This window comes from Acinetobacter sp. CIP 102136, from assembly GCF_000369685.1.
GTDB lineage: Bacteria > Pseudomonadota > Gammaproteobacteria > Pseudomonadales > Moraxellaceae > Acinetobacter > Acinetobacter fasciculus.
The window spans coordinates 59,309-74,214 of the sequence record NZ_KB850141.1 but is presented as its reverse complement, the minus strand read 5'-3'; the positions used below and the strand labels follow the sequence as shown (position 1 = coordinate 74,214).

Annotated in this window: 13 protein-coding genes; 5 read left to right on the top strand and 8 right to left on the bottom strand. The window is 43.3% G+C overall.

The genetic code is table 11. The annotated features are described in order from the left end of the window. Positions 1–467: 467 nt before the first annotated feature. The 4 genes from F893_RS03235 (at position 468) to F893_RS03220 (ending at position 3,426) form a co-directional block, all read left to right on the top strand. The gene (locus F893_RS03235; RefSeq protein WP_005250279.1) at positions 468–1,202 is read left to right on the top strand and encodes an outer membrane protein OmpK; all 735 of its coding nucleotides are present in this window, start codon (positions 468–470) and stop codon (positions 1,200–1,202) included. Between the two features lie 81 nt (positions 1,203–1,283). Continuing rightward, a complete protein-coding gene (locus tag F893_RS03230) occupies positions 1,284–1,796 on the top strand; it encodes a GNAT family N-acetyltransferase (RefSeq protein WP_005250276.1) in 513 nt (170 codons plus the stop codon). 172 nt (positions 1,797–1,968) lie between these two features. Then, entirely contained in the window at positions 1,969–2,691 is a 723-nt protein-coding gene (locus tag F893_RS03225; protein WP_005250274.1) for a hypothetical protein, read from the top strand. 177 nt (positions 2,692–2,868) lie between these two features. After that, positions 2,869–3,426 carry a hypothetical protein gene (locus F893_RS03220; protein WP_005250272.1) on the top strand — a complete coding sequence of 186 codons (558 nt, stop codon included), beginning with the start codon at positions 2,869–2,871 and terminating at the stop codon, positions 3,424–3,426. Positions 3,427–3,467: 41 nt separating this feature from the next. Here the strand turns inward: F893_RS03220 and F893_RS03215 are convergent, their stop codons facing one another. From F893_RS03215 to F893_RS03180, 8 genes are all read right to left on the bottom strand, one after another. Continuing rightward, a complete protein-coding gene (locus F893_RS03215) occupies positions 3,468–4,700 on the bottom strand; it encodes a transposase (RefSeq protein ID WP_004730312.1) in 1,233 nt (410 codons plus the stop codon). A 150-nt stretch (positions 4,701–4,850) separates the two neighbouring features. Next, a complete protein-coding gene (gene urtE / locus F893_RS03210; RefSeq protein ID WP_005250270.1) occupies positions 4,851–5,549 on the bottom strand; it encodes an urea ABC transporter ATP-binding subunit UrtE in 699 nt (232 codons plus the stop codon). Positions 5,550–5,559: 10 nt separating this feature from the next. After that, positions 5,560–6,378, bottom strand: a complete 819-nt coding sequence (urtD, locus tag F893_RS03205; protein WP_005250261.1) for an urea ABC transporter ATP-binding protein UrtD — start codon at positions 6,376–6,378, stop codon at positions 5,560–5,562. Continuing rightward, entirely contained in the window at positions 6,375–7,448 is a 1,074-nt protein-coding gene (gene urtC / locus F893_RS03200; protein WP_005250259.1) for an urea ABC transporter permease subunit UrtC, read from the bottom strand. The genes urtD and urtC overlap by 4 nt, the downstream gene beginning before the upstream one ends. Positions 7,449–7,452: 4 nt before the next feature. Beyond that, positions 7,453–9,084, bottom strand: coding sequence for an urea ABC transporter permease subunit UrtB (gene urtB, locus F893_RS03195; protein WP_005250257.1), 1,632 nt, complete (start codon positions 9,082–9,084; stop codon positions 7,453–7,455). A 94-nt stretch (positions 9,085–9,178) separates the two neighbouring features. Next, positions 9,179–10,459 carry an urea ABC transporter substrate-binding protein gene (urtA, locus tag F893_RS03190; RefSeq protein WP_005250249.1) on the bottom strand — a complete coding sequence of 427 codons (1,281 nt, stop codon included), beginning with the start codon at positions 10,457–10,459 and terminating at the stop codon, positions 9,179–9,181. A 358-nt stretch (positions 10,460–10,817) separates the two neighbouring features. Beyond that, positions 10,818–12,698 carry a DNA topoisomerase IV subunit B gene (gene parE / locus F893_RS03185; protein WP_004281275.1) on the bottom strand — a complete coding sequence of 627 codons (1,881 nt, stop codon included), beginning with the start codon at positions 12,696–12,698 and terminating at the stop codon, positions 10,818–10,820. Between the two features lies 1 nt (position 12,699). Beyond that, the gene (locus tag F893_RS03180; protein WP_004647208.1) at positions 12,700–13,293 is read right to left on the bottom strand and encodes a YqiA/YcfP family alpha/beta fold hydrolase; all 594 of its coding nucleotides are present in this window, start codon (positions 13,291–13,293) and stop codon (positions 12,700–12,702) included. A gap of 246 nt (positions 13,294–13,539) precedes the next feature. Between F893_RS03180 and F893_RS03175 the strand changes: the two genes are divergently transcribed. Beyond that, positions 13,540–14,871 (top strand): PGAP1-like alpha/beta domain-containing protein, encoded by a 1,332-nt coding sequence (locus F893_RS03175; RefSeq protein ID WP_004729104.1) that lies wholly within the window; start codon positions 13,540–13,542, stop codon positions 14,869–14,871. Positions 14,872–14,906: the final 35 nt, after the last annotated feature.

Genomic DNA, 14,906 nt, shown 5'->3' with positions numbered 1-14,906 from the left:
GAAAATAATAAACTGCAAAAATGATTTTCAATTGAAATATAAGACCGATCACTCTTATTTTACGATGCCGAAAATAGGCCTATAAAACGACCGTCATTTGAGATTTTAAAACTAACCTCATTACACAAACAGAACAAAGCTGTTCAGCCTCAGGCCCAAATTAATTACTAAACAATCTGTATATCCCCACCTATTTTTTACTGATTTTCTAAGTTAATCATCGTAAATTGAAGTGATTTTATATTTTTAGTTATACATTCAGTCTTTTAAGGCGCTACATATTCAACTTTATTAAAAAAATAATGCTTTAGAAAAGCATCAGCGAAAGACAATGAAAACTGAGGAAGATGATCGTCTGCATTCAACTGATGAGGACTGAAATATATTTAAGTCAGCGATCACTTTTAACTTTATTTTTACTTATTAATCTGTATGCTTATTCTGCTTTCTCGGGGGGATAGATTTAAATGAAATTTACACAACTTGCGGCACTTTGTGCATTGGCTTCAACTGCAGCATTTGCTCAAGCAAAACCAGTTTGGCAGGACTTTAGCATTACAGGTCTTTATGGTGAAAACTATAAATCACCATTTCTCACTCAAGATGAAAAGCTTGATCAAACAACAGTTACTGCTGAATATGCGGCAGGTTTAAAATATGGTGATTTCTTTGCTTTCGCTGATCGTACTAACAATGATCCAGAAGGTAATAGTACCTATTTTGAGGTTGCACCGCGTTTAAGCTTAAGTGCAGTTTCAGGAACTAAACTTGAAGTTGGTCCAATCAAGGACGTACTCGTTGCGACAACTTGGGAAGGTGGCGAAGGCTTTAATAACTATTTGTATGGTGTTGGTTTTGCTTTAAATGTTCCATATACAAATTATGCAAATGTGAACTTCTACAAAGCTGAAAATGATGGCAGTGAAGATGATTATCAAATGACGATCACTTACGCAGTCCCATTTAAAATTGGCGGTGAAGAGTTCTTGGCTGATGCATTCTTAGACTGGTCAACAGCTGAAAAGAATGGTCACGCAAGTGAGTTAAACTGGACATCTCAGTACAAATGGAATGTAGGCAAACACATTTCTCCAGAAACAAAATTGTATGTGGGTATTGAACATTCAGTTTGGAATAACAAATATGCCATTAAAGGCTTAGATCAAAATGATGTTAGTGCATTGGTTAAATACCATTTCTAATTGATGTATGATCAAAAGCAGAACTCCGGTTCTGCTTTTTTTTAAACTGTGATTTCAGATCAACCTTACCAGAACAAGAATATGCCTGATTTTGACATTCGACCTGCGACCGAACATGATCTTGAAACCATCCTCAAGATTTATAATCAGGAAGTACTCTATGGTACTGCGACCTGGAACAGAACAGCCTTTGATTTGAACTATTTCAAAATCTGGTTTAAGCAGCTTAAAAATCAGAATTTCCCGGTTTTTGTGGTTGAAGATACGCGAAATCAGGTCATTGCTGGCTATGCCTGTTATGATCAGTTTCGTAGTATTCAGGGCTTTCAACAGACGGTAGAACATTCCATCTTTTTAAATCCAGATTATGCAGGACAAGGTTTAGGTTCTAAATTATTGCAGTATTTAATTGAACAGGCTCAAGTACAGAAATTGCATATCATGGTCGCAGCGATTGACTCTGAAAACACCTCATCGATTCGTCTGCATGAAAAACTGGGTTTCGTTCAAACTGCCTATATGCCGCAAGTCGGACAGAAGTTTGGGCAATGGCGTGATTTGGTCCTCTTACAACTGAATCTGGATCAAGCTTGATTCATTCTTAGTTTAAAGCTATTCCAGAACTGCTTTCTGGACACTCCTCTTTAGCTTTTTAATACTTGGCCATCACGATATTTTGTTGTTATCCAGTTTAATAAGCACAAGTTCTATTTACTTATACGAGCGGCTATGTTTTATTCAGCTCAAAATCATACTGAATAACACCATGTATAAATCTCTATTGTCTATTGGTCTTTTAAGTTTAAGTATGCTCACTTTTGCTGATTCAGACTTTGAAAAAGAATTGCGTTCAGGCTGTAGCCAAGTGCAAAGCTATGCAAATAATGGCAAGAAATTCTACGACCAAAAACAATATCAAAAGGCCATAGCGCAATTCAAACAACAAGCCGCCTGGTCATCTTTTTGTGCGATGAATGTAGAAGACGGTGGTACAGCTTTTTCTGAGCGTGATATCACCACGGCATTTAATAATGTTGGCTTAAGTTATGTCAAGCTTGGAAAGCCGCAATGGGCACGCGCCTGGTTTTCCGTTTTTCCGAATGCTAAAGCCAGCCAGTTCAATCTAAAACAGTTGCCTGCACCAGAAAAACCGAAGAATCTTGCAGGCAAATATGTCCGCTATGCAGGTTTTGGCCAGTGGAATACGATGGAAGTTAAACGGGCTTCGAATGCCTACCAAATTGAGTTTAATGGACTCTATATGGGTTTGCGCAGTCTGATTTATGGACCAAATATAGGAGAATTTTCAACCCGGATGCCATTGAATAAAGCTCAGACCAATTACAGCGTAGAAGATTGCAAAATTGATTTGAAATTTCAGTTTAACGCTCAAATTGGACAACAGATTGCGGTGAATAGCAGCAATCCGATGTCTTGTGGTTTTGGACATAATGTCTCGGCAGAGGGTGCATACTTAAAAGTGGAGTAGCGCTTTTGAGCTTAGACACTCTGAGTGATTTTGCAATGGTGGATCTGATTGGAAGTGAATATCATTGTAATTTTTCAATTCAATCAAACTATTGAAACTTCAGAAGAAGTTATATCTAGCCTAATTATTTTTTGTTATATACTCAAATGACTAAAAATAATTTTAAAAGCTAAAAATTTGGATTCCAACTTACTCACATTAGGTAGTTTTATTACTAGCTTAGGCACATTGATTGTTGCAGTATTTGCACTTCATTCTTGGAAAAAACAGTTTAATAAAAGCCTACAACGAGATTTTGTTTTAGATGCATTAGATACTGTACATGAAGTCTCTGCATTGAATTTTAAAATCGTTAACAAATTCAATTATGAAACAGAAAAAGATAATAATTTTCTACTTATATCAGAATATTATTTGAATCCGATACCTGCTAACTATCAAAATTTACTAGAGTCATTAGGACATAGTATGGTTAATTTGGAAAAGGTTTTAAATCGTTTAAGCAAAATCCAAAATGATGAATATTTTGATACACTTTCAGAAAAATACATTGAAACTATATCTGAAATTTACATGTTTTTTGAGTCTGATGAACTAATTGGACTTGATCATCCCGATATAATCAAAATGAGTGAAAAAGGTTGGACTACATCATGGTTAGATAAAGCCTTTGATAAAGAGCGAGTGTTAGAATTTCAGATTGAAGAGTATTTATTAAAACTATTAAAAATCTAAAGAGAGTTTCCCTCTCCTTTTAGGCATAGGTATCTACACATCTATGAGATACCTAATGCCATTGTGGCTATCTCATTGAGTTCATCTATTGAATATTCCGAGAGCAGTTGAAGAGTGTTCAGTAAAATCGAAAGCCCTGCCAATAAGGCAGGTGCACTTTCCAACCTACCTCTTTTCTGCTGCCGACCTGAAAGACGGGTGAGAAATACACGAATTTTCTGATGGTGTTCATCTTCAGAACGCTGGATTCGCCAAGTTAAAACACAAGCCATACAGCTAATCAGTAACCGCCTTAAAATGGCTTCAGGTCTGGTCTGAAGCCATGCTTCAATATCATGACCTGCCTGCTTGAGCAGCTTGAAATAGCATTCAATTGTCCAGCGCCAGTAATACCAGGTCGTCATCTCTACCGTAGTAATCTCTGATGGAACATTGCTGATTAGTGACCATCTTGCGACGGTCTTATCCTGATCATCTTTCACTACGGCAACAATTAATCTGGCTTCAATCGCACTCCCTGGCTGGGGAGCAACCCGTTGGCCTGAATCGTCATTTCTCTTCGGTTTTGCTGCACGTGTTATCCGGATAGCAGTTTCTCCCACATGCAACATATGCCGGTTTCCTTTATAGGCAATCGGCTGGACCTGCTGCGTTTCTACTCGTTCTGCGGCTTCTGCAACTTTGCATGTTTTGCCCTGATGCTCAATTCGATGGCCTTCTTTCGCCCGAATCAGCCATTTAAAACCCTGGCTGCTCATTTCCCTTAGGTGGGCAATGGAGTCACCTTCACGATCAATGATATGAACACATGTTTTCTCAATGGGATATTGTTCAATCACTTTGATTTGTTCGGTAAGTGAATCTAGATGAGATTTGCGCCCAGCAGAGTGTTGACTGAATGTGGAATAGCAGCCTGAGGCATCTGATAGTGTCTGCGCCAGTGGCGCAATAGGTAGTCCCGAGGCTGCATCAACCAGCAGACTGCTTTGCAATTCATAGCCTGAATCATATTGATGGGTTCTTTGCAGGCGCTGAATTTTATGATGGTGTTTCACATACTGTAGCTGAGACCAGTCATGAACAATCAATGCATATTGATGCGGTGATGCCTTGATCTGTTCACATGCAAGATGTTCAATTGGCTGGTTTAACTGACTAAAAGAGATTTTGTCATTATTCAGGAATCGCCAGACCGCTTGTGTGGTTGCGAAACTCGACTTTTGGGCAGAAGCCAGGTCTTTGATTGCCGGAGCAAGTGAAGCAAGAGGGTTCATATTGAGCTTTACAAGGCTGTTATAGCGCTTGACAAGACGCTGATCCAGGCCAGAGATGTTAAATTGAAGAGCATGCTCTTCAATTTAACGCAAAGTTCAGGAATTGTGTAGATACCTATGCCCATAGGGAGAGGGTTAGGGTGAGGGAAATTAAATTGCCACCAACTCCCGAATGCCTTTCTCCGGCATTTCACTACCCACACCTTGCGCCACAACCTGCCCACGTGCCATCACGGTATAACCATCGGCAAGTTCTTCAGCAAAGTCATAAAACTGCTCAACCAGCACAATCGCCATCTCACCACCATCCGCCAGTTTACGAATGACCCGGCCAATGTCTTTAATAATGGATGGTTGAATGCCTTCAGTCGGTTCATCCAAAATCAGCACACGCGGTTCAGAAGCAAGTGCACGTGCAATGGCAAGCTGCTGCTGCTGTCCACCGGATAAATCTCCCCCACGGCGATGCTTCATTTCGTCCAAGACAGGGAAAATTTCATAGAGATGCTCAGGCACTTTGCGTGTCTTTGCTCCTTTATATTTCGCCATACCAATGAGGATATTTTCCTCCACCGTCAGCGTTGAAAAAATATCTCGACCTTGTGGCACATAAGCCAAACCTTCACGTACACGCTGTTCAGGACTGAGTTTCGAAATGTCCTTGCCATCCAGCAAAATCTGTCCGGATTTAATCGGTAAAATACCCATCAGACATTTAAGGAGCGTGGTTTTCCCCACCCCATTGCGTCCAAGCACCACCGAACATTCACCCACAGGTGCAGTCAACGACACATCACGTAAAATATGACTGCCACCATAAAATTGATTGACGTCTTTGACTTCTAACATCGCAAGCTCCTTAACGCCCTAAATACTTTTCAATAACATCTTCATTGGCTTGTACTTCTGCCAATGTGCCTTCTGCCAAAATTGCCCCTTGCGCCAGTACCGTGACTTTTTCACTGATGGTGTCAATGAAGCTCATGTCATGCTCGACCACAACGAGGGTGTGATTTTTCTTGAGTTCTAAACACAGCTCCGCCGTGCGTTCGGTTTCGGCATCGGTCATGCCTGCTACAGGTTCATCAAGCAAAATCAGTTTTGGACGTTGCATCAGCAACATGCCGATTTCTAACCATTGCTTTTGACCATGTGACAGCAAGCCAGCAGGTTTATTAATGAACTCTTGCAGACGAATTTGAGTGAGGGATTCATCCAAGGCATTTTGTGCATCGGGATCGAGTTTGCTAAAGAAACTCTTTTTCACCCGTTTGTCTTTGGGTGCAGCAAGTAACAGATTTTCCATGACGGTGAAATTTTCAAACACGGTCGGTTTTTGGAACTTACGCCCAATGCCTGCTTCGGCAATTTGTTCAGTGCTCATTTTGGCTAAATCGTAGTTTTGCCCAAAAAATGCTGTGCCTTCGGTTGGTCGCGTTTTACCGGTAATCACATCCATGAGGGTGGTTTTACCTGCCCCGTTCGGCCCGATGATGCAGCGTAATTCCCCTTCTTCAATGTAGAGCGACAAATCATTTAAGGCACGAAAAGCATCAAACCAGACGCTGACTTTTTCCAGATACAATGCAATGCCATGGGTAAAGTCCGCGCCTTGTTCTTTTGGGCGACCATAGCCTTCAGAAGCATGACCACCATGCGGTTGCAGGATCTCGCTCATTCGCTACGCTCCTTTTTAAAACGGTCAAACAGACCAATAATGCCTTTTGGCAGGAAGATGGTCACTACAATAAATAACGTACCCAAAATCAACAGCCATGCTTCAGGATAAGCCGAAGTAAAATAGGTTTTTACTCCATTGATTAAGCCTGCCCCAATCAATGGACCAATCAGCGTGCCACGTCCACCCGCTGCCACCCAGACTGCCATTTCAATCGAGTTCACCGGGTTCATTTCACTTGGGTTAATAATGCCGGCTTGTGGCACATACAGTGCCCCTGCAATGCCTGCAATCACCGCAGATAGCACCCATGCCGAGAGCTTGTACCACAAGGTACGGTAGCCCAAATATTGCAGACGGTTTTCGCTGTCACGAATTGCACCGAGTACACGGCCATAAGGTTTATTCATTAAATGACGTAAACCAATAAAGCACAGCAACAATACCAAAGCGGTGATAAAGCACAAACTTGCCCGCATCGATGCCGAGGTAATGTCCAGGCCTAAAATGGTTTTAAAACCGGTAAAGCCGTTGTTGCCACCAAAGCCGGTTTCATTACGGAAGAAAAGTAATGCAGCGGCAAAAGTCATAGCTTGGGTAATAATCGAGAAATACACGCCTTTAATTTTGGAACGGAAGGCAAAGAAGCCGAAAATAAAGGCGATGATGCCCGGCACTAATACCACCAATACCAATGACCAAAGGAAGTATTCCGTACCGACCCAAAACCATGGCACTTCCGTCCAACTAAGGAAGCGCATAAAGTCAGGAATGCCATCCCCTGCAGACTGGCGCATTAAGTACATCCCAAAGGCATAACCGCCAAGGGCAAAGTACAAACCATGTCCTAAACTTAAAATTCCGGCATAGCCCCAAACTAAATCCAGTGCCAAAGCGACCAGAGCCAAACACATGATTTTGCCAATCAAGTTGACCCAATACGCAGATAAATGCAGGGTTGAATCGGCAGGTAACAGGTGTAACCATGGCAATGCCAATAAAATGGCAAAGCATACGGCAATCGCAATGCCACTATGCGGTTTGTCGGATAATAATTGTGTAATCTTCATGTGCTTACTCCACAAAACGGCCTTTGATGGCAAACAAACCTTGTGGACGTTTTTGAATAAACAAAATCACAAGCACCAAGAGAACAATTTTTGCCAGTACTGCACCAATGCCAATTTCCAAGGCGGTACCGCTAATACCCAGACCAAGCGCTGCAAGGACTGCACCCCACACCTGACCTACACCACCGACAACCACCACCAAGAAGGCATCAATGATGTAGTTTTGACCCAAGTCAGGACCAACATTACCCACTTGTGCCAAAGCACACCCAGCAAGTCCGGCAAGTCCAGAACCCAAACCAAAGGCCATCATGTCGATACGACTAGAACGAATCCCCACTGCACGTGCCATTTGACGGTTTTGCGTCACCGCACGTACAAACAAACCAAAACGGGTTTTATTCAGTAGGTAAACCAACAACAAAAGCACTGCAATGGTGAAGACAATAATCGCAATACGGTTATACGGCAGCATTAAACTTGGGGTAATGGAGATCCCGCCTGATAGCCACGAAATATTCGACACTTCGACATTTTGCGCACCAAAAGTCATGCGTACCAATTGCATCAAAATCAGGCTGACCCCAAAGGTTGCAAGCAAGGTTTCAAGTTGACGACCGTATAATGGACGAATCACGGTACGTTCAATCAACATACCGATCAGTCCACTCACCAAGAATGCCGCAGGAATCGCGGCGATTAAGTACCACTCGACATAGCTACCCAAATAGCTTTTAAACAGACTTTGCACCACATAAGTAGTATAGGCGCCAATCATAATGAGCTCACCATGCGCCATATTGATGACACCGAGCAAACCATAAGTAATGGCTAAACCGAGTGCTGCAAGCAGTAAAATACTCGCAGTACTCAGCCCTGAAAATAAATGCCCAGTCCATTCACTGGCTTGAATCCGGGTTTTAATACTGCTTTTCGCTTCAAGCAAAGCCGCTTTCAGCTCAGAATGGATATTCGGCTGTGTCAGCTCATTGTCGATCATCGCCAAGACATCGGGACGATTGGAGTCTTGCAAGGCTTTCGCCGCTTGAATTTTAACTAAGACATCTGCATCTTGATAATCCAGACGCGCTTTAAGCTGGGCCAAACGGGCTTTGACTTTGTTATTTTGTTCGTTCAAATACAGGGCATTGATGTGAGCAACATTCAGCTCTGCCAAGTTGCTTTCATAAATATCAATCGCTTCTAAACGCTCGGAAGCATCTTCAGATTTGAGTTTTCTTTGTGCCAAACCAAAGTTGAGCGCTTTACGCAAGGTATTCACCAAAGTCACTTGTGATAAGTCACTCGGCCAATCTGCAACAATGCCTAGACTCGGATAGCTGAGTAATTTTTCGTCCGATTCTAAAATATAGGTTTGACCATTAGCCCCACTATAAAGCTGCTCGTTTTCAACATATTCTGCAAGCTGATCTAACTGCTCAATACTGCCCGGCCATTGCTTCAGTAAAGCACGGCGCTGGGCAAAATCACCTTGCACAAATTGCTGGATTGCATCTTGTTGTATTGCTGCAGTCAATGCAGTGCTATTTGAGGATTGTTCTGCTGATACCAGTTGCACACAAATAACCTGTACAAATACCAGAAAAATAGCGGCGATATTCACGCGAATATTCATTATATTCACCCCTATTCCATTGGAAATTTTCCGTGGAGAGTAAGAAAAAAATCAGAGGACACCTGCCACGGCTGTGGCAGGCAAAAGATAGCAGTTATTTCGGAATGTACGGGCTCCAAGGCTGTGCCTGGATGGCTTGTGGCGTTTTATAGACCACATCAAACTGTCCATCGCCACGAATCTGACCAATCATGACTGGCTTGTGTAAGTGGTGATTCGTCGCATCCATTTTTAAGGTATAGCCGGATGGGGCTTTGAATTCCTGACCTGCCATCGCTTCACGGACTTTATCGACCTCTGTAGAACCTGCTTTTTCAACGGCTTGCTTCCACATGTTAATCCCGACATAAGTTGCTTCCATTGGGTCATTGGTCACCAGTTTGTCAGCATTTGGCAGTTTGAATTCCACCGCATACTGCTTCATTTTGTTGGTGAATTCGGTATTGACCGGATTCTTCACTGACATGAAATAGTTCCATGACGCCAAATGACCCACTAATGGCTTGGTATCAATACCACGCAGTTCTTCTTCACCTACCGAGAACGCCATCACTGGAATATCAGAAGCTTTAATGCCCTGATTACCCAGTTCACGATAGAATGGTACGTTGGAGTCACCATTGATGGTTGAAATCACTGCGGTCTTTTTACCAGCTGCGAATTTTTTCACATTGCCGACAATGGTTTGATAGTTGCTATGACCAAATGGCGTGTACTCTTCCATGATGTCCGCATCAGCCACGCCTTTAGACTTTAAGAAAGCACGTAAAATCTGGTTGGTTGTACGTGGATACACATAGTCTGTACCGAGCAGAACAAAACGCTCCGCTTTACCGCCCTCTTCGCTCATCAAGTATTCCACGGCTGGAATGGCTTGCTGATTAGGTGCAGCACCGGTATAAAAAATATTTTTGGATTGTTCCTGGCCTTCGTACTGTACAGGATAGAACAATAAGCCATTCAGCTCTTCAACCACTGGTAAGACAGATTTACGTGATACCGACGTCCATGCACCGAAAATTACCGCGACTTTGTCTTGGGTAATCAGCTGACGTGCTTGCTCTGCAAAAAGTGGCCAGTCTGATGCTGGATCGACCACCACAGGTTCCAGTTTTTTACCCAGTACCCCACCCTTGTCATTGATTTCCTTAATCGCCATTAAGGCCGTGTCTTTCAGTGAGGTCTCAGAAATTGCCATGGTGCCGGACAATGAATGCAGGATCCCGACTTTAATCGTATCGCCGCTATCTGCGACTTTGCTTTCCGCGGCCGGGGCTTCTGCTTTTTCAGCAGATTTTGAACACCCCGTTAATGCAACAGCCCCTGCCATGGTTGCGGCTAAAATACTTTTTGAAAATAAATTGCGTTGGAACATCAGATTTTCTCCAAACTTTATGATGGTGCATTTTTCATGCTTGTCTTGTTGTACATCTGGATGGAGTGATTCAATTTCTGTGCCAAGGCTTCAAAAAATAAAAAAAATTAATTTAACTGATCTCATTATTCGTACTATGAATCATGAATTTAGTCATACTAAAAAGAATTAAACCTGTATTTAAATGCTGTATCCGAGCTTAACTCTAAGTAGGTCGCGCAAAGAGCAATGAAAACATAGCAGAAGTGAGATAGAAGATGATGTACAAATAAAGTGCAGCACCTTGAATATTTTTTGTACTGTTTTAAAACAAAAAATCCCGCGCTTGCGGGATTTTTTACTGCTTAAATTCGATAGTTTAAACCACCAAATCTGCCAGATTACCTTTTTGCTCCAACCAGTCTTTGCGGTCACTGGCACGCTTTTTCGCCAAAAGTTTATCCAGTAACCCTGCGGTATGATGAGCATCATCCAGATCCAGTTGCACCAGACGACGCGTGTTTGGATCAAGCGTGGTTTCACGTAACTGACTGGCATTCATCTCGCCCAGACCCTTGAATCGGGTGATTTGCGGATTCTTGGTTTTGCATTTTTTCAGGATGCTATTCAGCTCATCTTCATCCAAAGCGTAGTGCACATCTTTATTGTCATCAATACGGAATAATGGCGGCATCGCTACAAATAAATGCCCTTCCTCGACCAGTGTAGGAAAATGCTTTACAAACAAGGCACACAGCAAAGTCGCGATATGCAAACCATCCGAGTCGGCATCCGCCAGGATACAGACCTTGCCATAACGCAGTTCAGACAAGTCATCCGAACCCGGATCAACGCCAATGGCAATCGCAATATTGTGTACTTCCTGCGATGCTAGAACTTCGTCAGAAGAGACTTCCCAAGTATTCAGGATTTTTCCACGAATTGGCATAATCGCCTGGAAGTTCTTATCACGCGCCTGCTTGGCCGAACCACCCGCAGAATCCCCTTCCACAATAAACAGTTCTGACTGATCCAGATCATGGCCTACACAGTCCGACAGTTTCCCCGGCAAGGTTGGACCCGCGACAATTTTCTTACGTTCTACTTTTTTCGCTGCTTTGAGACGGCGACCGGCTTTGGAAATGGCCATTTCTGCCAGTTGCATGGCGATGTCAGAATTCTGGTTCAACCATAATGCAAAGGCATCTTTGGCAATATTCTGCACAATTCCAGCTGCTTCACGGCTCGATAGACGTTCTTTAGTCTGACCTGAGAATTGCGGCTCCTGAAATTTCAGCGACAGGATATAATTGACGCCGTCCCAGACATCTTCGGCAGAGAGTTTCATATTCCGCGGCAGCAAATTACGCAGTTCACAGAATTCACGCATCGCATCGGTGACGCCTGAACGCAGACCATTCACATGCGTTCCGCCTTGTGCGGTCGGAATCAGGTTGACATAAGATTCCTGGACGCTTTCACCCCCTTCGACATTCCAGCAAATTGCAAATTCTGCGCTGGCACGTTCCGCATCGCCTGTGGCAACAAACGCCGGTGCCGGAATAATTTCACGGTCTTCCAGCTCGTCCATCAAATAATCAACCAGACCATTTTCAAACTGCCAGGTAATCTTTTCATCATTGATCTGATCAACATAATTGATCTGTAAACCCGCCGCCAAAACAGCTTTGGCTTTGAGATTATGTTTTAACGCTTTTAAGGCAAATTTAGGCGAATCAAAATATTTGGCTTCAGGCCAGAATTGTACCGTAGTTCCTGATACCCGTTTCGGTGCCTTACCTGCCAGCACTTCAAGCGGTGCAACCGGTTCGCCATTTTCAAAGGCCATTTTATACAGATTGCCCTGACGCTGAACTTCAACCTCTACCCGGGTCGAAAGCGCATTGACAACTGAAATCCCGACGCCATGCAAACCACCGGAAAACTGGTAGTTATCGGTGCTGAACTTACCGCCGGCATGCAGTTTGGTCATGATAATTTCAATACCGCTCTGGCCGTATTCAGGGTGAATATCCACCGGCATCCCACGGCCATTGTCTTCGACTGATAAAGAACCATCTTTATAGACCGTGACGGTAATCTTGTTGGCATGTCCTGCCAGTGCCTCATCGACAGCATTATCAATCACTTCCTGTGCCAAATGGTTGGGACGAGAAGTATCGGTATACATGCCCGGACGACGACGGACCGGATCCAGACCAGATAAAACTTCAAGAGATTGAGCCGTATATTGAGACACGTTATTCGGTTTCCTTTTTTATGCAGTCCAATAAAAACTGTAAGACGAACGGAATTTTTTCCGCAAAATCATCCATCCCGTGACTGCCATGCGCTTCAGTCATCAGTATTGCAGGGGGATGCGCAGCACTATAATAACGATGTGCTTCACGATAATCCAAAACTTCATCGCCTTGTTGCAGCAGAACCAGTATTTTGTCTGCATCTTGTGCAACAGGCAGGGCCAATTGCTGGAGTTGTACCAGATCTGCTTCATCCAGACACCATTTCGGATGAACCTGATAAGGCAGTTGCTCATCAAATAGTTCACGAAACAGTTGCCATGGTCGCATTGCCGGATTGATCAGTACAGCAGGCACAGCATGCTGTGCGACCAGATGTGTCGCATAAAATCCGCCGAGACTGCTGCCCAGTAACGCCACATCATGCATCGATTCAATCAGGCCAGAAACATACGCAATGGCAGCGTTCGGTGACATGTTTAAATCGGGTAAATGTACCTGAATTTCAGGATACTTTGCACAGTAATGTTGCAGCAATTTCCCCTTGATCGAGTTCGAATTACTCTTAAAACCATGCAAATAAATGATATTCATGAACTACCAACAAAAAACCCATCAATCATCAAAATTTAATTTAAATAATGTGAAGTACACTACGTTATAAGACCAGTTAATTGCTTAAATTGTCTGACAAAAAAGCTCAAAATCTTCTCTCATTCTCGTTATTTTAAGCTGAGACCCTCAAAATCAGGAAACTCAACAAGAAAAAGAATTTATACCGCGAAGTTCTTTAAAAAGAAAGATGGCACCACATGCGGCTCATTGAAAGGACAGGATCAGATGCCAAGTTTGACACCGTTACATGAAACCTATTGTCGATGGGACCGAACCCCGCCGAGTCAGGCCGATGTACTGGAAGGTCTGGCGCAGCTGGTGACGATGCGCTTTAACGATGTGGTTCAGGAGCTGATCAAGAGTATTCAACGCGAAATCTTAATGAGTATTTTTGGTTTAAGTGAAAATAATTCAGAAAAAATTCAGAATATTCCGTCGATTGTGCGGCTCTATCAAATGTCTTATGACATGCTGTTTCATTACGGCAATACCCTGATTGCCCCTGCTTTGCGCCAGATTATTGAACGCTTTCCTAAACTGCATAATAAACCGCTGACACCTTCCTTGCATTTCCTGGTCAGTGTCTTAAATGGCATTATCGGGGATTATCTGCTGAAATATCAGAATCCTCTGGCCTTGCCGATGGTGATCTATGACCATTATGGCTCGCTGCAAAAAGGTGAGCTAAGCGGTCGTATTACTTTGTTTGTACATGGCTTATGCATGAACCATTTAGACTGGTCAAATCGCAAATATGAGGGCATTGGGGCAAAATTACTGGCGCAGCGTGACCGCAATACCATGCTCTATCTGAATTACAATACTGGACGCCGGATTTCTGCCAATGGTCGAAGTCTGGCGAATACCTTACAGGATCTGATTGCTCGCAATCCGAGAATTACCAGTATTGACCTGATCGGGCATAGCATGGGTGGTCTGGTCTCTCGTAGTGCGCTGTTTTATGGCAAGCAGAATGTCTATAGCTGGGTCAATATGGTGGAAAATCTAGTCTGTCTGGGTTCACCGCATCATGGTGCGGTACTGGAACGTTTTGGTTTTAGCTTGCAGGACAAACTCGGACATTTTCCATTGATCCGGTTGCTTGGCCATCTGGTCAATATTCGCAGTAACGGTATTCTGGATTTACGCCATGGTAGCGTCCGAGATGATGACTGGGAGCATAATCCGCTTCGGATCGGCTTTATGGACGATCACCGTAAACCTGCCCCGATTCCATCTCATATCGATACCTATCTGGTCGCCGGCACCATCGAGTTTGAAAACCGCAAGAACAAGACCTTGCATGTGATTGGCGATTATCTGGTCAGTATTGAAAGTGCTTTGGGCGAGCATCCCAATCCGCGCTTTCAGCTCAAAGTCCCAGATGCAAACAAGGCGATTTTCTATGGCCTGAACCATTTTGAAATTCAGTATCATCCGCTGGTGGCCGAGCAGGTGGCGCGCTGGTTCTATCCAAGTGTAGAAGATGAAGCCTTTGATCAGATTCATGAATATGTGATGGATCTGGACAGTCTGGAAGGCATTGCCCTGACCTAAACTTAAGCAAAATAAAAAAGCCCTCGATTGAGGAC